We start from the raw sequence: 19,702 nt of genomic DNA, 5'->3' as shown, positions 1-19,702 counted from the left end.
GTTGGAGCTGCAACCTGCAACTCCAAGCATGCAAGAGAAGTTAGTTAATACCACCAATGCGGTTAAAACGCACACCAGTAGGAATCCAAGACGGTAACGCACTGTCTGAATCACGCTCAAATTCAAAGCTGATCCAAATCGCAACGGCTTTACCGACTAGGTTAGCTTCTGGAACAAAACCCCAGTAGCGACTGTCAGCACTGTTATCACGGTTATCACCCATCACAAAATACTGACCTTGTGGTACAACCCATTCGCTATTACCACCACGTGGATAATATTGTTCCACCGGATTACGTACGAGCGGATTGACTAAAATATTGTGCTCTACCGGACCGAGTTTTTCTTCCAGTTGCACCAACGGGATCCCGCGATCATTAAACGCACTTTCTTGAACGTTAGATAGCTTCACAGGCTCACAAACCGACATCCCAGCTTGTTGAATACACAGCTCTTTATTGCTGTTATAACGGATAAGGTCTCCCGGTAAACCAACCACACGCTTGATGTAGTCGATATTAGGTTGTGGTGGGTATTTGAATACCACAATATCACCACGCTCTGGCTTACCGGTTTCTACCAGTTGTTTGCGCCACACCGGATCTTTCAGGCCGTAAGCATACTTTTCAACCAGAATAAAATCCCCAACCAGAAGGGTTGGCATCATAGAGCCTGAAGGGATTTGAAATGGTTCATAAATAAACGAACGCAACACTAGGACAAAAGCAATAACAGGGAAAATAGAAACACTATTTTCAACCCACCATGGCTGAGCTTTGACTTTTTCAGCCATTGCCGCGTCTAGGCCATTTGTTTGCGCCTCAACATCAGCAACTTTCGCTGCTCTTTTCTTTGCCCATACCAGCTTCTCTAATGTCCAGACTATCCCCGTTACCAACGTAACGATGACTAGAATAAGTGAGAATGTATTCGCCATTGACTTCCCTTATCTTAAAAACACGAAAGTGAAAGAGCCGAAACCCTTTCACTTACTTTAATATCTACCGTCTTATGACAGACAAGAGTGACAGATAGTTCAACTCTAGTCTTTACCAACATGAAGAATCGCTAGGAACGCTTCTTGAGGCAGTTCGACGTTACCGATCTGCTTCATACGTTTCTTACCTTCTTTCTGTTTCTTCAGAAGTTTCTTCTTACGGCTCACGTCACCACCGTAACATTTCGCAATTACGTTCTTACGTAGCTGCTTAACGGTTGAACGGGCGATGATGTGGTTACCAATTGCCGCTTGAATCGCAATATCAAACATCTGGCGAGGAATGAACTCTTTCATCTTCTCAACCAGCTGACGACCACGAGTCTGAGATTGATCCTTGTGAGTGATCATTGCCAGCGCATCAACAGTGTCACCGTTTAGAAGCACATCAACACGAACCATGTTAGATGCTTCAAAGCGTTGGAAGTTGTAATCAAGCGATGCGTAGCCACGAGATGTCGACTTCAAGCGGTCAAAGAAATCCAATACCACTTCTGCCATTGGAATATCGTACGTCACAGCAACTTGGTTGCCGTGGTAAACCATATCTACCTGAACGCCACGCTTCTCAACACACAGAGTAATTACGTTACCTAAGTACTCTGAAGGGACAAGGATATTACAGCGAGCGATAGGCTCACGGATTTCTTCGATATCGTTAACAGCAGGTAGCTTAGCCGGGCTATCGACATATAGAAGATTACCGTTGGTCTCTTCAACTTCGTACACTACGGTTGGCGCTGTTGTGATCAGATCGAGATCATATTCACGCTCTAGACGCTCTTGGATAATTTCCATGTGCAGCATACCAAGGAAGCCACAACGGAAGCCAAAACCAAGTGCTGCTGAGTTTTCTGGCTCATAGAATAGAGACGCATCATTCAGGCTAAGCTTGCCTAGCGCGTCACGGAAGTTTTCATAGTCATCAGAGGATACTGGGAATAGGCCCGCGTATACCTGAGGTTTTACTTTCTTAAAGCCTGGTAATGGAGAGTCACAACCGTGTTTAGCTAGCGTTAGCGTATCGCCCACTGGCGCGCCTAAGATATCTTTGATACCACAGACAACCCAGCCTACTTCACCTGTGCGCAAGATATCTGTATCGACCTGTTTAGGTGTGAAGATACCAAGACGGTCCACACCCCATACTTGGCCAGTGCTCATCACTTTGATCTTGTCGTTCTTCTTCAGTTCGCCGTTCTTAATACGAACCAGAGAAACGACACCGAGGTAGTTATCAAACCACGAGTCAATAATCAGTGCTTGTAGTGGTGCTTCAGGATCACCTTCTGGTGCCGGAATAGCAGAAACGATGTTCTCAAGTACATCATCAACACCGATACCTGTTTTCGCACTACAACGAGTCGCTTCCATCGCATCAATACCAACGATTTCTTCGATCTCTTCCGCGACACGCTCAGGGTCTGCAGCAGGAAGGTCAATCTTGTTGAGGATTGGCACAACCTCTAGATCCATTTCGATCGCAGTGTAACAGTTAGCAAGAGTTTGAGCCTCTACACCCTGACCTGCATCAACAACCAATAGAGCACCTTCACATGCGGCTAGAGAACGTGATACTTCATATGCGAAGTCAACGTGTCCCGGAGTATCGATGAAGTTCAACTGATAAGTTTCACCATCTTTAGCGGTGTAGTTTAGCGTCACACTCTGTGATTTGATGGTGATACCACGCTCGCGCTCTAGATCCATGGAGTCCAGAACCTGTGCGGCCATTTCACGGTCGCTTAATCCACCACATACTTGGATTAAACGGTCTGATAGGGTCGACTTACCATGGTCGATGTGGGCGATAATCGAAAAATTACGAATGTGCTTCATGATTTGGTGTGACTAAACTCTTATAAATGGGGACAAGAAAAGCCGTCTTGTGACGGCATTTCAATCAAGTTGGCAGATTCTACCCAATTTCTAGCCGCTTCGCACTAGCTAATTGGTTCGCCCAGAACTCTAAGTAACACGACATTTTGTGAGGACTCATGTTCCTGTTTCCTTGCCAGTCGCTTAGCAAGCACGATTCCACCAGCGGTAAACAGGAGAGCATTTAAAATAACGACGCCTTCACCAGCACTTAATAATGGTGCTAGCCACCATTGTCCAATCAAAGTTCCGATAATTAACGCAAATAACGGTACTAAATACACCAGCGCGGCTGAAAACAGTAAGCTCTTCTCAGGTAAGCCAATCTCAACAACCTGCCCTTCTCGTACCGCTTTGCGAGTTTTTAGCTGCCAGTGTAACTGCTTACTTCCAACCGCTTTTGAAACAATTCCTGTTCCACAGCTTTTCTGAGAAGCGCAACTAGAGCAGCTGGTTTGCTGCTCACAGTTGAGCTCTACTTGATAACCATCAGGGTGAGAGCTCACTGCAGCGACAGTTGCAAGTGCGGTCATCATTGAGCTGGTACCGGCTTAAATGTGACAGATTGTGCAATACGTTTTGCCGTTGCAGGAGGAATATCTCCAATCACAGAGATTTCTGCATTCCCCTTCACGTAACTATGAAGTGTTCTGCGGCCTTGGCGAACCAATTGACCTTTCAGTGAATGATTATCGCTGTTGGAAACATAGACGGAAAAGTTAAACAAACCATCACTGTACATCTGGCTTTCAACCATTCGCTCTGTGACGGACATGCGATAACGATTGAGCTCTTTGGGTTCAAATCCATCCGGGATCCACCCTACACTCCAAAACGTTTCACGCAGATTGCCTTTTGGCAAAGAGAGAACCTCAGGTAATTTGGCGTCATTTAAGCCACTTAAGATATCCGCAATACGATCATTCACGCTGTAAGAAATCGTACGATATTGCTCTAATATCTCACCATCACGGTCAACGAGATCTGCGCGTAGCGGTAGTTTGCTCTTTTCATCGACCCACAAGACGTAGGAATATCGCAAGCCATCTTTTGGAACCACGCGTAATACTTGACATGCTGTTCCCGCTTCGCGAGCACGTCCTACCTGAACAAAGTCATAGTAACGGCTGAGCTGTTCAACATCCGAGTTCAATAAAGGAATGGTTGGCGCAACCATGTTGCCAGATTCGATGGTGAAAGGTTCTGCACCGGTTTCAATATAGCTGATCTCCTTGCCTCGACGGATCACTTCTCTCATCGGGCCACTGAGATAAACAAGGTGCGCAAGCTGCTGGTCGCTCTCCTTAGGACGGGCGTGGCGATACAGCAACGGTTCGATACTGTTCTTCTTGATTAAGATATAAGACAGTTCGAAATTTAAGTGCTGACTGGCTTCGTTCATTTGATGTAACAAAGCCTCCGCAGGTTTGTCATCTGCAAAGGCTGTGTTTACATTCAAACTGAGCAGTGTCAGCACACTGATCAGAATTTTTCTCATTCAATTACCGCTTCAGGCTGATCAATATGATCATTACTCTCGCTGTTAAGTCTAAGCTGAAGTTCATAATCTTGCAGCATTGCGTTAATACGACGTCGCTGCTCTTGAACATTCACTTCATTAACTTGCTTTTCCACAGAGTCACGCGTCAAGCTCACAGGCTCTGCGCTGCCAGAAAATGGAATAGTCTGCAAAACAGGCAGTTGGTCAGCTTCAGGCTGGGAAGGATCGCTACCGCCATATTGCTGCACACCTAAAATAACAGCCAATGATACACACGCAGCCACAGCAACCTGACCAAATTGAGTTAACCAAGCAGGAAGTTGACGACGAGCTTGCGCAGGTGTCGGTTGAGCTTCTTGAGCAAGCTCCGTAACCTGAGCACTACGGCGTGTTTCTAGAGCACTATGAGCGGGCTCAGCTTCTAATGCTAAAGCAACACTTTCAGCTATATTCCACTCCGGTTTTTCAGGAGCTTCACCTCGCATGACATCACCAATTAAATGGTAATTTTTCCAAGCTTGCAGGCTTTCTTGGTCACGCTCTAAATCACTAATTAGAGCTTTATCAACCAACTCCCCATCCATGAGTGCTGAAAGTTTTTCTTTGTCAGCCATTATCTCTCACCATTTTAGTTACTGGTTCATCGTTGCAATAGAGGTTGAATCTTTTTCTCAACCGCTTCACGAGCTCGGAAGATACGCGAACGTACCGTTCCTACAGGGCAATCCATGACCGCTGCAATTTCCTCATAGCTTAAGCCATCTAACTCGCGCAACGTCATTGCGGTTTTTAAATCATCTGGTAGTGCCTCAATGGCACTGAAAACTACTTGTTTCAATTCTTTTGACAACGTTAAGTTCTCAGGGTTCGAAATTTCTTTTAACGCACTGCCAGTTTCGTAATATTCAGCTTCTTCAGTATCCACATCTTGTGCTGGAGGTCGTCGACCTTGGGCAACAATGTGGTTTTTCGCAGTATTTACAGCAATTCGATATAACCAAGTATAGAACGCACTCTCACCTCGAAAGCTTGGTATCGCTCTATACGCTTTAATAAAAGCTTCCTGTGCTACATCAGGTACATCACCAGGATTATTGATGTAGCGTGAAATTAGATTGCATACCTTGTTTTGGTAACGCAAAACTAACAGGTTAAACGCTTGCTTATCTCCACTCTGAACTCGCTCAATTAACACCTGATCGGTCAGCTGCTCGTTCATTCGAGCGTATACTCCTATCGTTATTAACCCCTATCCTCTCAGATATGAGCATTAATTATGCAAAATGTAGTATTGACACCACCGCTTACTTGAGCACTATTGTGACCCAAGAATAAAAAGAAAGTTCAAAGTTTCTTTAAACTTTGTCAATTATGTCGGCCAAGCGATGTGTCCGTTACTTTCGATGCTCAAATTCTGGGGATCAAAGTGACGAAAAGCAATGGTATTTACAAAGAAATGCTTGTGATGCAGTGGTATCATTAAGCAATGATTGTTCGCAAAAGAGTTGGATAACTCTACACTAACTCAGGATTTTAAAAGTTTTATGAACGCAAACCGAGAACATCTTTGTGATGTGTTAGTGATAGGTAGTGGTGCCGCAGGCCTGTCTCTAGCATTGCGTGTAGCCAAACATAGCAAAGTCATCGTACTTAGTAAGGGCCCTCGTAGTGAAGGCGCGACATACTACGCTCAAGGCGGTATTGCCGCCGTATTCGACGAGTCAGACAGCATTGAATCTCATGTTGAAGATACCTTGATTGCCGGTGCTGGCATCTGCGAACAAGAGACCGTCGAGTTTATAGCAGAAAATGCAAAAGAGTGTGTTCAGTGGCTGATCGATGGTGGGGTGCCATTTGATCGTGAAGATGACGACAGCGACGAAGCGCCTCGTTATCACCTAACTCGCGAAGGGGGTCATAGCCACCGCCGTATACTCCATGCTGCAGATGCAACGGGCATGGCAATGCAAACCTCGCTGCAAGATAACGTACACAACCACCCAAATATTACGATTTTAGAACGACACAACGCTTTAGATCTGATCACTGAAGATAAAGTTGGCGGCGACAAAAATAAGCTCATTGGTGCGTATATTTGGAATCGCAATGAAGAACATGTCGAGACAGTTCGTGCTAAGTTCGTGGTCCTAGCCACTGGCGGTGCCTCTAAGGTTTATCAGTACACATCAAACCCTGATGTTTCCTCCGGTGATGGTATAGCAATGGCTTGGCGTGCAGGATGCCGCGTTGCCAACTTAGAGTTTAACCAGTTTCATCCTACCTGCCTGTACCACCCAGAAGCACGAAACTTCCTACTGACTGAAGCGTTACGTGGTGAAGGCGCATACTTGCGACGTCCTGATGGCTCTCGTTTTATGCCTGACTTTGATGAGCGAGCAGAACTCGCGCCACGCGATGTGGTAGCACGCGCAATAGACTTTGAAATGAAACGTCTGGGTGCAGATTGCATGTACCTCGACATCAGCCATAAACCTGCGGATTTCATTGAGAAACACTTCCCAACCATCTACATGCGCTTGCAAGATCTCGGTATCGATATGACCAAAGAGCCGATCCCAGTCGTACCAGCAGCACACTACACCTGCGGTGGTGTCATGGTCGATCAACACGGGCAAACGGATGTCAAACAATTGTACGCGATTGGTGAAGTCAGTTATACGGGCTTACATGGCGCGAACCGTATGGCATCAAACTCCTTACTTGAATGTGTGGTTTATGCTTGGTCTGCGGCCAATGACATTATTAAGCACCTTAATGATGTGGAAATGCCACCTTCATTGCCAGCCTGGGATGAAAGCCAAGTACTATGTAGCGATGAAGAGGTGGTGATCCAACACAACTGGCATGAACTACGTCTGTTTATGTGGGATTACATGGGGATAGTGCGTACGGATAAACGCCTAGAGCGTGCACTACGTCGTATTCAATTGCTTCAGCAAGAAACACATGAGTACTACAGCAACTTCCGTGTTTCAAACAACCTTCTGGAACTGCGTAACTTATTGCAAGTCGCCGAGCTCATGGTTCGCTGTGCTATGCAGCGTAAAGAAAGCCGCGGCTTACATTATACGTTGGACTATCCAGAGCTGGCGGAAGACAGCGGGCCGACCATTTTAGAGCCAAATAAATAACAAAAGGGGCTATTGCCCCTTTTTTAATATCACAATTAATTGTCGATACTTAGCTTCACTCACACTATCTCGCCACAACAATCCTCGACTGCCATCATCAAACGTCAATCGGATAAACCAATTCACATAAGTAAAATTTACTTTGATGACTCGCTTTGTGTTCTCTGATATTGAAAACTCTTCGTCTTTTACGTCAATAGGGCCAGTCAAAGGTAACACTAGCCAAGCCAAATGACTAAAAGCGTACCTTAGGATGAATAGCAATACGAAACAGGAAGCGGATAAAGGAAGATTTGATACAACAATAAAATGAATGGCCAACATCAGTATAATGAAATTGACCATAAGATTTTGAAAAGAATAGGATGCAAAAAGCTTAACGCACCTTGCTGAGATTATGGGCGACAATTTTATCTACCATTGCAGCGTGACTGAGGTTTTCGCTTCGTCCATGCCCCATAATCCAAGTAAACAAATCCGGGTCATCGCACTCTAATAAATAAACAAAATCACGTTGCTCGGCTTCAGTGAGCTGTTCAAAACACTCTTCAAAAAAAGGCATAATGACAACGTCAAGTTCCAACATACCACGGCGGCATGCCCACTTAACACGTGCTTTTTCTTCAGCGGTATACATTATAATTCCTCACCTTATCGGTTATTTGCGCCGAGTGTAACAGCCAATTCTAGTGACAACTAGTATCTCAATCACACTCCGGAGCAAGCTAACACTTTTCCCGTAACAAGTTGTGGTTGTTTATCCTTGGCTTTAACCAGTAACATAAGGGGATTAGAAAGCGATAAGGTAACCAAAAATGGATTGGCAAACCCTTTTTTCACCATTAACTATTTCAGAAAAAGATGACATCCCGGCGTTAACCCTAACCCACTTAAAATCGTGGGGAGCGGTAGTGATGACGGGGGATGACAAAAAATCTTACTTACAGGGCCAAGTAACCTGTGATGTAGTACAGCTGAAGGAAGAAGCCTCGACCTTTGGCGCTCATTGCGATGCTAAGGGCAAAGTTTGGAGTGTTTTCCGCCTATTTCATCACAATCATGGTTATGCCATGTTTCAGCCAAAATCAGCAATAGCAACAGAACTCACAGAACTTAAAAAGTACGCTATTTTTTCTAAAGTAGAGATCAATGAAAGCAGCGATATTGCTTTTGGTCTTATCGGCGATAATGCTACCCAATGGGTTGACGCTCATAGTGACCAACGTGGTGATGTTCGGCCGATCCATGGAGGAACGGCTGTTAAAGTTGATCCTCAACGTTGGTTGCTCTTAATTGAGAGCGCACAAGTCGCCTCTTTATTGGAAGATGATACGCTGGTAAAACATGATGAATCCCTGTGGCGACGCTTTGATATCCAATCTGCACTTCCGATATTAGAAGCCGAACAACAAAATGAACACATTCCTCAAGCTATCAACCTGCAAGCACTCAATGGAATCAGCTTTAACAAAGGTTGCTACACTGGGCAAGAGACCGTAGCGCGTGCGAAATATCGCGGAATGAATAAACGCGCGATGTTCATCGTAAAAGGTGCCTTAGAGCAAGAGTCAGAAAGCCCTATCGAGCTGGAACGAGCAGTCGGCGACAACTGGCGTAGTGCAGGTACATTGTTAAGCCATTATCAGTTCTCCGATAACCACGCCGTTGGTCTTATCGTGCTACCCAATAACCTTGAGGCCGATACACAATTGCGGATAAAAAACCAACCACAGCTTATGTGGTCTATCGAAACGCTGCCCTACTCACTTGAAGATGAATAAAATGTTGACGACCAAGTTAACACAATATCTTGATGAGAAGCAGGTGGACTACCACCTGCTGCCCCACCGCTCGCCCGCTATCAATATTGAAGATGCAGCACAACAACGAGGGGTTCGCCCCGCACAGATGGTCAAATCTATTCTGTTGCGAGACATGGGAAATAACTACGCACTTGCCTGTGCACCGGGCGATCAATCGGTTGACCCTAAAAAAGTCCGAGCCTTCTTAGAATGTCGACGCATGACTTGTGTCGATTTATCCCAAGTTTCCGACATTACCGGCTATCAAATTGGAACGGTAACGCCTTTACTGCTCTCAACACCAATGCCTATTATCTTCGACAGTCAAATCCTACTAGAAGAGATTGTTACTATAAGTAGCGGCTCTCCAATGGCAGGTATTGCACTTCATCGGGATGCGCTCATCAAATTATGCAGCCCTCACTTTGCAGCTATATGTCGGTAAGCACAATGTAATCGTTTACTTTATTACAGAGATTGGAGATCTACTTCGCAGTATGCGATGTTATAAGATAAATTATTATTCAATTTATCAGCATAAGTAGTCATGGATGTTTTTTTAGACTATGCTCATATCGTTGGTTAAAGTTCAAACAATTTGAAGTTGTTTTAGTAAACACAGCCACTATGAACGGTAATGCCATAGTCTAGGCGTGTTGAACCTTCTCCAACGAAAAAGTGAATCCACTGATTGTTTCAGGACATCCACTTTTTGTGTAATGCATCTGTGACTATTCGCCCGCCAATGTCTGCGGGCTTTTTTTTGTTTTCAATATATTTACAGCAAATTAGCACGTTGTTAAGAAAATAAACTATTCTTTATATTGTCATAATCTTAAGGCTTAATAGCTGATAGATAAAAAAGAACGCAGTTCCAGCTCGAAAAAAGAAATGAGGTAAAAATCACACTGAACCGGATATTTATACAAAAATATGCTTACGACAGCACAGATATCCTAGAAAGTCAGTTAAAAATGCACAATCCCCTAACACAATCACACAAATTAATGAGGGGCTTTCGTATAATTCGCGGTGCTTGCCAACAATAAGGAAAAATATATGAGACTGTTTAAGCGCTATACTCCAAGTATGATTGCTAAACACGTAAGTAGGCTATTTAAGGGAAGAATTTATATATATGGCGTTGGTCGATTTGAGTTTGATAACGGTAAGCTCATTTTGCCAGAAAGAGCAGAGCAACGGCATTTTCAAGCGGTAAAAGAAATCAATCAGGAAATAATGAAACTACGCTGTGCATATGCTTAAGCAAGAATTAAAAAAGGTTGGCGTTTGCCAACCTTTTTGCTTTCTACACTTCGACAGTAGTCACTGGGTATTTTGCCAGATCAGGTAAACGTCCTTTTAATCCCAATGCGCGCTTCATGATCTCATCTTTAGCACCTGGTAATTGACCTGCCAGTGTCATTCCAAGCCCTCGGATGAGTTTTTTCGCAGGATTCCCGCCTTCAAATAGGTCTCGGAAACCTTGCATTGCCGCAATCATTTTGGCCGCTTCGGCTTTGCGCCAACGCTCGTAAGCACGCAAGTTGCGTTTCGCACCAATGTCTTCTCCTTGCTGCCACAATGCCAATACTTCTTGAGCTAAGCTTGCAGCATCCAGCAGACCTAAATTCACCCCCTGCCCTGCAAGTGGATGAATGGTATGTGCAGCATCACCCACGAGAGCAACTCGTTCTGTAACAAAATCGCGTGCATAACGCATTTTTAATGGAAAAGCATAACGATCACCAACGACTTCGCACAGTCCCAGACGAGCATCAAACTCAGCCGTTAGAACTTTATTGAACTCAGCTTCGGACATCGCCACTAAACGCTCAGCTCGTCCTGGCTCCGTCGACCATACAATCGAACTCATGTTGTCTTGTGACATAGGTAAGAAAGCCAATGGTCCCTGAGGCGTAAACACCTGACGAGCAACCTTAGCGTGATGATCATGGGTGCGTATGTTCGCCACCAAAGCACTATGGCCATAGTCCCAGTGAGTTAAAGGAATACCTTGCTGCTGACGAAGCCATGAGTTTGCTCCATCCGCACCAACCACCAGCTTTGCAGTTAACGCCTGACCACTATCAAGAGTTAACCAAGCTTCACTTTCTCCAACAGCGATCGTGCAGCACTTTGCTGGCATGAATAAGGAAACATTGTCCAAACGTTTAACTTGCTCAAGCAGAGCAAGTTGAATCACCCGGTTCTCAACGATATGACCTAGATCAGGCTGAGCGAATTCATTTGCATTAAACTCGATTCGAGCAAAACTGTCTTGTTCCCAAACCTCCATTGCAGAGTATGGCGCAGCACGACGAGAAACAATCCCTTCCCACGCATTGAGGTTACGTAAAATATTCTCACTTGAGCGGCTCAATGCTGACACTCTGACATCTGGTAACTCATTCAGTTGCGAATCGGGAGTACTTGCTTCAATGACGGCAATCCTAAGTTCTGAGTCTTTAAATGCGGCCGCTAACGCTAAACCTACCATTCCCCCACCAACAATGGCGATATCAACACTTTGCATCATTCTTTACATCCTACTCTTCTGTTTAGCGAGCAACTAAACCCAATGTTCTTTGTAACAGCGGGGCTTTAAGCACGCCACAGTTATCCATCATTGCTAAACCAAGGTTGCGACCAATCCTCATACTCAAATAGTCATTTGAGAACAGGTGAACCAAGGTTGAGGTCATGGTAATGGTTTTTTCTCTGTCATCTTCACGTCGCTGCTGAAAACGACTTAACACTTGATACGCACCAGGATCGCAACTTGATGCCGTAATTTCCTCAGCCAGTGAGGCGACATCTCGAATCCCTAAGTTGAACCCTTGACCCGCAATCGGATGGAGTGTTTGTGCAGCATTGCCAACCGCGGCAAAACGGTGAGAGATGATCTGCTGACGATAACGAAGCACCAAAGAATAGCTCGCGCGCTGCCCAACCTTGGTCATTCGCCCTAAACGCCAGCCAAATGCCTGTTGAAGTGCCTCAAGGAAAGCGGTGTCCTCTAATGCCATCACCCTCTTTGCCTCAGCAGGAGGAAGGCACCAAACCAATGACATGCGTTCATCACTCATTGGCAGTAAAGCAACAGGACCGTGTTCAGTAAAGCGTTCAAAGGCACGCCCTGAATGAGCTTCAGCAGTACAAATATTGGCGATGACCGCTACTTGCCCAAAATCATGTTCACTCAAGGTTAAGCCGATTTGTTCACAGCATGGGGATACCGCACCGTCAGCTGCAACAAGTAACTTACCCTGTATCACCTCGCCGCTTTCCAGCGTCACCTTTGTGCTCTGTGGCGTACGCTCAACTTCAGCAACTGCCTCTGGGCACAACAATGTGATCTTATTGTGTTGTGATAAGCGCTGAGCATAGATCCGCCCAATATCTGCAAGCTCAACCACGTAACCAAGGGCAGACACATTTAATTCTTGGTTTGATACTTCGGTCATGCCCGCATGACCACGATCTGAGACATGAATATGTTCAATAGGTGTTGCAGCCGAAGCAATCGCGTTCCAAAGATCAAATTTTTTGAGTAATTCAACCGTACCGTATGACAACGCAATCGAACGAGAATCAAACCCCGGATGTACTTGGTGATCAGTCTCAAATTGCTCGACAACCGCCACCGACAGCTTTCCTTTACTATAATGATCCAATGCAAACGCGAGGGTCATACCCGCCATCGCGCCACCGGCAATAATGACATCAAATTGCTTCATAGCAGACTCTTAGTGAATAGTTGGAGCAGCTTCTTTCGCTTCTGGCTTTTGACCAAACTCCGCATGAATAGTCAGTACACAAACCTTAACATGCTCTATCACCTGCTCCATGAGTTGAGCTTGTTCTTGCAGATCGTCATCTTCATCAATCCCTAACTTAGCGATTTCTTCGAGATCAGTAAGCGCCTCTTTCACATCTTTAGACGCCTTTTTTAGCTCAACACCAATAAGGCCAAGGCCAGAAATAAAGTGGTTTACCCAATCCGCAACGCCATCAGCGATATCAAAGAGACTAGCGCTTGCTTCTTCATCCGGCAGTAATAGAGATAGCTCCATTGCCGTACCGGTCAGCTCTTCTTTGGTCAATGCCAACGCTTGTTTTGCTTGTTGCAGCGCCTTATCCGGCCATCCCATACCATCATTGGTATAATCAAAAATAATCGGCTGCCAACTTTCATCATTTAGGCTAAGCCCACCACTTAGCATCCCCGTTAACAAGCCATGCATTTCCGAGGGATTCACTGCCAGTCCAGCAGATTGAAGTTCAGTTGCTGCAGTTAAATAATCAGGGAGAGAGTTTTTGCTCATAGGAAGGCCTAAATTTGGGTAAATAAAGTCAATCGTACCACTTCGTCAGGTCATGGAAAACGCCGTACAATGCAATTGTGGATAGCTTTTACACAATTTGTCCAATTACTGTGTCATTCTGCGCTGAATTGACAATGCTGACAGGGAAAAGCTTGAATCTTATTATCGCTTTTCCTATAGTTTCCTCCTCGATGGTGCCATGAGTCATCATCTGAATTAAGCGTGTAGAGTCAATATGAGCAATCAAGCGGTAGAAGTTGAAATCTTAGGTAAACTTACTCGAGTGAACTGTCCTCCTGGGCAGGAAGAGTCGTTGCTATTAGCGGCGCAAGATCTCGACAACCGTCTGAAAGACATGACATCAAAAACGAAAGTGACCAACGAAGTTCACCTACTCACGATCGCTGCGCTAAACTTTTGTTATGAGCTAAGAGCAAAAAACTCAAATGCTGAACAAGAGCAAAATCAAATAACTGAGCGTATGGAACAGCTCACTGCATCACTTGAAGATGTACTTAGTAAAGTTAAGACCGGACAGCCATAACCTTTACTGCAACAAGCATTTTACCCTGGAGTGTTCGTGAGGGGATTACGTCCCTGAGCCGATAAGCAATACCTAAGGGTTAGTACTTGGTAGCTATTGAGCAAGCTCGGCAAGTACCGAGAAGCCTACGGTTATCATTGCTGATCCGCCTTGAACCAGCTGGTTCAAGGGTCAACATTCTCCAACGGCACTCTGGGGTATCTCTACACTAAGGTACCTTCACAAATGGGTATCATTATGCATCTATCCAGACAAGATTTTCGAAAACAGATCCGAGAAAAACGCAATCAGCTACCAAGCGATGTGCAATTTCAGGCGGGATTAGATTTAGTTCGGCAATTTAACAAGCTTACCGAATACCAAACACTCCATCATGTCGCGTTATACCTTTCCTCCGATGGCGAAGTCGATACCAAACCATTAATTGAAAAAATGTGGTTAGATGGCATCCAAACCTACCTCCCTGTATTGCATCCTTTTTCTAAAGGTCACTTACTCTTTCTTCATTACACTCCTGAGACGCCTCTCACCTTCAATAAATACGGCATTCTAGAACCCATTTTAAATCAAACCTTAACCAAGCCTGTCGCTGAACTCGATATGATCTGCACGCCTCTGGTGGGGTTTGACTCGCAAGGACATCGCCTTGGTATGGGTGGTGGCTACTATGACCGAACGTTAGAAACTTGGTTTAAAAGTGGCGTCGGGCCTAAACCTGTTGGGCTGGCTCATAATTGCCAACATGTTGAGCGCCTTCCTATTGAGAAATGGGATGTACCTCTACCCAAAATAGTGACACCAAGCCAGATCTGGCAATGGGAATCTTAAGCTCGACTCGCTATAATCTCGCCGATATTTGTTACTTCACCTTCATCAAATCAGGAGATGAGCATGACTCAAGATGAAATGAAAAAAGCAGCTGGTTGGGCGGCGCTGAAATACGTTGAGAAAGGTAGCATTGTGGGTGTCGGCACCGGTTCAACAGTCAATCACTTCATCGATGCACTTGGTTCAATCAAAGAAGATATTAAGGGTGCAGTATCAAGCTCTGAAGCATCGACAGAAAAACTAAAAGCACTGGGCATTGAAGTGTTTGATTGTAACGACGTAATCAAACTTGATGTGTACGTCGATGGCGCAGACGAAATCAATGCGACTCGCGATATGATCAAAGGTGGCGGTGCCGCATTAACGCGTGAAAAGATTGTTGCAGCACTGTCTGACAAATTTATTTGCATTGTAGATGATACCAAAGCCGTCGATATCCTAGGTGAGTTCCCATTACCAGTAGAAGTGATTCCAATGGCTCGTTCTTACGTGGCTCGTGAGTTGGTGAAGCTTGGTGGCGATCCGGCTTACCGTGAGGGTGTGATCACTGACAACGGCAATGTGATTCTGGATGTCCATCACCTTAAAATTACCAACCCGAAAGAGCTGGAAGATAAGATCAACGGTATCGCAGGCGTTGTTACTGTTGGCTTATTCGCTCACAGAGGTGCAGATGTGGTGATCACAGGAACTCCAGAAGGCGCTAAAATCGAAGAATAAATAATTAGAAGTTAGTAAATTTCTGTTATTTCATTACAAGCGGCACCTATATGTGCCGTTTTTTCTGCTCTTTATATTAAAAAGTATGCCTTATTCCGTAATTTTCTTACCCAAACTGTATTTTTTTTGTTAAGTTAGTTGGAAGAAGACGCACAGGGAAAACGTTTGCGTCCCTATAAAACAATGGCAAAAGTCACTTTTGATTCACCATATTTATGATGTGCGCCAATTTAGCCCCACCTTCCCATTTTAAGGACGAGAATAATGGCCAAAGTTTCACTGGAAAAAGATAAGATCAAGATTCTACTTCTAGAAGGTCTTCACCCATCTTCTGTGGAAGTGCTTCAATCGGCAGGTTATACCAACATCGAATACCACAAAGGCTCCCTTCCGGAAGAAGAATTGCTTGAAGCGGTAAAAGATGTCCACTTCATTGGTATTCGCTCCCGAACTAATCTTTCACAAGAAGTAATCGATGCAGCAGAAAAGCTGGTTGCTATTGGTTGCTTCTGTATTGGTACCAACCAAGTCGATCTTAATGCCGCTGCAAAACGTGGTATTCCAGTGTTTAACGCCCCATTCTCCAACACACGTAGTGTTGCTGAGCTTGTGCTAGGCCAAATCCTATTGTTGCTTCGTGGCATTCCAGAAAAGAACGCACTAGCTCATCGTGGTATTTGGAAGAAAAGTGCCGACAACTCCTATGAAGCACGTGGTAAACGCCTTGGTATCATTGGGTATGGCCACATTGGCACCCAGCTTGGCATCATTGCCGAAAACTTAGGGATGCGCGTTTATTTCTACGATATTGAAAATAAACTCTCTCTCGGTAACGCCACTCAAATCCCAACCATGAGTGAGCTACTCAATAAATGTGATGTTATTTCTCTGCACGTGCCGGAAACGCCAGAGACAAAAAATATGATGGGTGCAGAAGAGTTTGCTCGTATGAAGCCGGGCGCAATTTTCATTAATGCCGCCCGCGGCACTGTGGTTGATATCGAAGCGTTATGCCACACCATGGAGTCAGGGCATCTATCTGGCGCTGCAATTGACGTATTCCCTGTTGAGCCGAAAACAAATGTTGACCCATTTGAATCGCCACTACAGCAATTCGATAATGTAATCCTAACGCCTCACGTTGGTGGCTCAACACAAGAAGCCCAAGAAAATATCGGTGTAGAGGTCGCAGGAAAGTTAGCGAAATACTCAGATAATGGTTCAACGCTTTCAAGTGTTAACTTCCCTGAAGTATCACTACCAGAGCATCGCGACTGCTCACGTTTGCTCCACATTCACCAAAACCGTCCCGGTATTTTGACGCAAATTAACACTATCTTTGCTGAAGAAGGGATCAACATTGCTGGCCAGTATCTACAAACAGCATCAGACATTGGTTATGTGGTCATTGACGTCGAGTCTGAACGCTCAGAAGAAGCTCTGACAAAACTGAAAAGCATTGAAGGAACACTTCGCGCACGTATCCTGCACTAAGTAAATACATAACGAATCAAAAAAGCCACCGTCATTGCGGTGGCTTTTTTATTCAGTGATTAAGCAACGTTAAGGCTTCAATGCTCGTTCACCACGAGCAATACCGACAACGCCACTTCTTGCCACTTCAATAACATCCGTCACTTCTGAAATTGCCTGAATAAATGCATCTAATTTTTCACTGGTTCCTGCTAACTGTACGGTGTATTGCGAGGCCGTCACATCAACGATCTGGCCACGGAAAATATCAGCAGTGCGCTTTACCTCAGCTCGAGCAAAACCACTGGCTTTCACCTTCACCATCATCAGTTCACGCTCAATATGATCAAACTCCGTCACTTCTTGTACTTTCAGTACATCAATGAGCTTATGAAGTTGCTTTTGGATCTGCTCAAGTTCCATTTCATCAGACACTGTGGTCACATTGATCCGTGATAAGGTTTCATCATCGGTCGGAGAAACTGTCAGAGATTCAATGTTGTAGCCACGCTGAGAAAACAGGCCAACAACACGAGACAGTGCACCAGGCTGGTTTTCTAGTAGTAGTGAAATAATGTGTCTCATATTACGTGCGCTCCGTTTTGCTCAACCACATTTTATCCATACCCTCACCTTTGATCTGCATTGGGTACACATGTTCAGTTTCATCAACATTGATATCTACAAACACCAGACGATCTTTCATATCCAGTGCTTTTTGCAGCCCCTGTTCGAGCTGATCAACGCTTTCAATACGGATACCAACATGACCATACGCCTCAGCGATCGCAGCAAAGTCAGGTACAGAGCTCATATAAGAATTTGAATGGCGGCCTTGGTAAACAATGTCTTGCCACTGCTTAACCATGCCTAAGAATCGATTGTTTAGGTTAATAATCTTAACCGGAATGTCATATTGCATCGCAGTGGACAGCTCTTGAATATTCATCTGAATACTGCCATCCCCTGTTACAACGACTACCTCTTCATCGGGAAGTGCGTATTTCACTCCCATTCCCGCAGGTAAACCAAAGCCCATCGTGCCAAGGCCACCAGAGTTAATCCAGCGACGAGGCTTATTAAATGGGTAGTAGAGAGCCGCAAACATCTGGTGCTGCCCCACATCCGAAGCCACATAAGCATTACCCTTGGTGATCTTGTGCAGTGCTTCAATCACTTGTTGTGGCTTAATACGCTCAGACGATTTGTCATAAGCGAGGCAATTTCTATCTTGCCAAACTTTGATGTCATCCCACCAGCAATTGACGGCTTGCTGATCATTCGTGCCACCTTGTTCTTCAAGCAGAGTCAGCATGGTTGCTAACACTTTTTCCGCCGAACCCACAATTGGCAGATCCACTTTCACGTTCTTTGAAATTGAGGAAGGATCAATATCAATATGCATAACCTTGGCATTCGGGCAGTACTTCTCTAGGTTGTTGGTCGTGCGATCGTCAAAACGCACACCAATACCAAAGATCAAATCCGCTTCATGCATGGCCATGTTGGCTTCGTATTTACCATGCATACCAAGCATGCCTAATGAATTTTTGTGCGTTCCGGGAAAGGCACCTAAGCCCATCAAAGTGCTCACTACAGGTAAGTTTAAGCTTTCTGATAGCTGCAAGACTTGCTCATGAGCTTCAGAGATCACAGCACCACCACCTACATACAGTACTGGTTTTTTCGCCGCCAACAGCGCTTTAAGTGCTTTTTTGATCTGCCCTTTGTGGCCATTCGTCGTTGGCTTGTACGAGCGCATATTAATGCTTTCAGGGTATTGATAAGGGAGCTTGATCTGCGGGTTCATAACATCTTTAGGCAGATCAATAACAACTGGTCCTGGGCGACCCGTTGTCGAGATATAAAAGGCTTTTTTAACGATTTCAGGGATGTCTTCAGCTTTCTTGACTAAAAAACTGTGTTTTACGATAGGGCGAGAGACCCCAACGATATCACATTCTTGGAATGCATCATTACCAATCAGGTTTGTTGGCACGTTACCTGAAATCACAATCATCGGGATTGAATCCATATACGCAGTCGCAATCCCCGTTACAGTATTGGTTGCGCCTGGTCCAGAACACACAAGAACCACACCCGGTTTACCCGTAGCACGAGCGTAACCATCAGCCATGTGTGTCGCCGCTTGCTCATGGCGAACAAGCACGTGCTTAATTTGTTCGGTTTTTTCATGTAAAGCGTCGTAGATATCTAAAACAGAACCACCTGGATAACCAAAGATCTGTTCAACGCCTTCTTCGATCAGAGATTGCACCACCATCTCTGCGCCGGATAACATTGCTGCCATATTTTCTCCTTACCGGTTTCTTCATTACGTAAGGTCAACGCAATGGGCCGGTTTTACATAGTCGAGGTCTTATTTGTAGCCTAATTCGAAATACTTCCAGTTTTCGGCTATGTCTTGCCTTTGTCATAACAAAGTACAAGTGAACAAAACAAATGTAACGTGTTATTA

The 19,702-nt window shown here is 44.9% G+C and carries 20 protein-coding genes and 1 other RNA gene; 9 read left to right on the top strand and 12 right to left on the bottom strand.

The genetic code is table 11. The features are described 5' to 3' along the window. Nucleotides 1-40: 40 nt before the first annotated feature. From lepB to rpoE, 6 genes are all read right to left on the bottom strand, one after another. Entirely contained in the window at nt 41-937 is an 897-nt protein-coding gene (gene lepB / locus ACQEXU_RS14815) for a signal peptidase I (RefSeq protein ID WP_367988174.1), read from the bottom strand. A 105-nt stretch (nt 938-1,042) separates the two neighbouring features. Beyond that, nucleotides 1,043-2,836, bottom strand: a complete 1,794-nt coding sequence (gene lepA / locus ACQEXU_RS14810) for a translation elongation factor 4 (RefSeq protein WP_367988173.1) — start codon at nt 2,834-2,836, stop codon at nt 1,043-1,045. 104 nt (nt 2,837-2,940) lie between these two features. Next, a complete protein-coding gene (locus tag ACQEXU_RS14805; protein ID WP_367988172.1) occupies nt 2,941-3,411 on the bottom strand; it encodes a SoxR reducing system RseC family protein in 471 nt (156 codons plus the stop codon). Then, complete coding sequence (gene rseB, locus ACQEXU_RS14800) at nt 3,408-4,373, bottom strand: sigma-E factor regulatory protein RseB (protein ID WP_427011412.1); 966 nt, start codon at nt 4,371-4,373, stop codon at nt 3,408-3,410. The genes ACQEXU_RS14805 and rseB overlap by 4 nt, the downstream gene beginning before the upstream one ends. Continuing rightward, a complete protein-coding gene (locus ACQEXU_RS14795) occupies nt 4,370-4,990 on the bottom strand; it encodes an RseA family anti-sigma factor (RefSeq protein ID WP_427011411.1) in 621 nt (206 codons plus the stop codon). Before ACQEXU_RS14795 ends, rseB begins: the two co-directional genes overlap by 4 nt. Before the next feature lie 26 nt (nt 4,991-5,016). Continuing rightward, on the bottom strand, nt 5,017-5,595 hold the full coding sequence (gene rpoE / locus ACQEXU_RS14790; protein ID WP_367988169.1) for an RNA polymerase sigma factor RpoE: 579 nt from the start codon (nt 5,593-5,595) through the stop codon (nt 5,017-5,019). A gap of 325 nt (nt 5,596-5,920) precedes the next feature. Between rpoE and nadB the strand changes: the two genes are divergently transcribed. Beyond that, entirely contained in the window at nt 5,921-7,528 is a 1,608-nt protein-coding gene (gene nadB, locus ACQEXU_RS14785; RefSeq protein WP_367988168.1) for an L-aspartate oxidase, read from the top strand. Nucleotides 7,529-7,904: 376 nt separating this feature from the next. On the opposite strand, the gene ACQEXU_RS14780 is transcribed toward nadB, so the two are convergent. After that, the gene (locus ACQEXU_RS14780; RefSeq protein WP_427011410.1) at nt 7,905-8,165 is read right to left on the bottom strand and encodes a succinate dehydrogenase assembly factor 2; all 261 of its coding nucleotides are present in this window, start codon (nt 8,163-8,165) and stop codon (nt 7,905-7,907) included. Between the two features lie 178 nt (nt 8,166-8,343). On the opposite strand from ACQEXU_RS14780, the gene ygfZ reads away from it, so the two are divergent. From ygfZ to ACQEXU_RS14765, 3 genes are all read left to right on the top strand, one after another. Further along, a complete protein-coding gene (ygfZ, locus tag ACQEXU_RS14775; protein WP_427011409.1) occupies nt 8,344-9,309 on the top strand; it encodes a tRNA-modifying protein YgfZ in 966 nt (321 codons plus the stop codon). Continuing rightward, complete coding sequence (locus ACQEXU_RS14770) at nt 9,302-9,775, top strand: aminoacyl-tRNA deacylase (RefSeq protein WP_427011408.1); 474 nt, start codon at nt 9,302-9,304, stop codon at nt 9,773-9,775. Before ygfZ ends, ACQEXU_RS14770 begins: the two co-directional genes overlap by 8 nt. 614 nt (nt 9,776-10,389) lie before the next feature. Continuing rightward, complete coding sequence (locus ACQEXU_RS14765; protein ID WP_367988164.1) at nt 10,390-10,596, top strand: DUF1107 domain-containing protein; 207 nt, start codon at nt 10,390-10,392, stop codon at nt 10,594-10,596. A gap of 43 nt (nt 10,597-10,639) precedes the next feature. Here ACQEXU_RS14765 and ACQEXU_RS14760 read toward each other — a convergent pair whose 3' ends face one another. From ACQEXU_RS14760 to ACQEXU_RS14750, 3 genes are read right to left on the bottom strand one after another with little or no spacing between them, the layout of a single operon-like run. Then, nucleotides 10,640-11,869 (bottom strand): FAD-dependent 2-octaprenylphenol hydroxylase, encoded by a 1,230-nt coding sequence (locus ACQEXU_RS14760; protein ID WP_427011407.1) that lies wholly within the window; start codon nt 11,867-11,869, stop codon nt 10,640-10,642. Between the two features lie 22 nt (nt 11,870-11,891). Continuing rightward, nucleotides 11,892-13,070 (bottom strand): 2-octaprenyl-6-methoxyphenyl hydroxylase, encoded by a 1,179-nt coding sequence (gene ubiH, locus ACQEXU_RS14755; RefSeq protein WP_427011406.1) that lies wholly within the window; start codon nt 13,068-13,070, stop codon nt 11,892-11,894. Nucleotides 13,071-13,079: 9 nt separating this feature from the next. After that, nucleotides 13,080-13,658, bottom strand: coding sequence for a YecA family protein (locus ACQEXU_RS14750; RefSeq protein ID WP_367988160.1), 579 nt, complete (start codon nt 13,656-13,658; stop codon nt 13,080-13,082). A gap of 235 nt (nt 13,659-13,893) precedes the next feature. On the opposite strand from ACQEXU_RS14750, the gene ACQEXU_RS14745 reads away from it, so the two are divergent. The 5 genes from ACQEXU_RS14745 (at nt 13,894) to serA (ending at nt 17,244) form a co-directional block, all read left to right on the top strand. Beyond that, nucleotides 13,894-14,202 carry a cell division protein ZapA gene (locus ACQEXU_RS14745; protein WP_427011405.1) on the top strand — a complete coding sequence of 103 codons (309 nt, stop codon included), beginning with the start codon at nt 13,894-13,896 and terminating at the stop codon, nt 14,200-14,202. A gap of 19 nt (nt 14,203-14,221) precedes the next feature. Next, a non-coding RNA gene (ssrS, locus tag ACQEXU_RS14740) (6S RNA) lies at nt 14,222-14,405 on the top strand. 31 nt (nt 14,406-14,436) lie between these two features. Beyond that, complete coding sequence (locus tag ACQEXU_RS14735; protein ID WP_427011484.1) at nt 14,437-15,030, top strand: 5-formyltetrahydrofolate cyclo-ligase; 594 nt, start codon at nt 14,437-14,439, stop codon at nt 15,028-15,030. 63 nt (nt 15,031-15,093) lie between these two features. Next, nucleotides 15,094-15,750, top strand: coding sequence for a ribose-5-phosphate isomerase RpiA (gene rpiA, locus ACQEXU_RS14730; protein ID WP_367988157.1), 657 nt, complete (start codon nt 15,094-15,096; stop codon nt 15,748-15,750). A 264-nt stretch (nt 15,751-16,014) separates the two neighbouring features. Next, a complete protein-coding gene (serA, locus tag ACQEXU_RS14725) occupies nt 16,015-17,244 on the top strand; it encodes a phosphoglycerate dehydrogenase (protein ID WP_427011404.1) in 1,230 nt (409 codons plus the stop codon). A gap of 69 nt (nt 17,245-17,313) precedes the next feature. Here the strand turns inward: serA and ilvN are convergent, their stop codons facing one another. Together ilvN and ACQEXU_RS14715 are read right to left on the bottom strand one after the other, a co-directional pair. After that, the gene (gene ilvN, locus ACQEXU_RS14720; RefSeq protein ID WP_367988155.1) at nt 17,314-17,808 is read right to left on the bottom strand and encodes an acetolactate synthase small subunit; all 495 of its coding nucleotides are present in this window, start codon (nt 17,806-17,808) and stop codon (nt 17,314-17,316) included. A 1-nt stretch (nt 17,809) separates the two neighbouring features. After that, nucleotides 17,810-19,534, bottom strand: coding sequence for an acetolactate synthase 3 large subunit (locus tag ACQEXU_RS14715; protein WP_427011403.1), 1,725 nt, complete (start codon nt 19,532-19,534; stop codon nt 17,810-17,812). Nucleotides 19,535-19,702 lie beyond the last annotated feature (168 nt).

Source organism: Vibrio sp. TRT 21S02 (genome assembly GCF_050113675.1).
GTDB lineage: Bacteria > Pseudomonadota > Gammaproteobacteria > Enterobacterales > Vibrionaceae > Vibrio.
The sequence above is the reverse complement of the archived record's forward strand: the minus strand, read 5'-3'. Positions and strand labels throughout refer to the sequence as shown.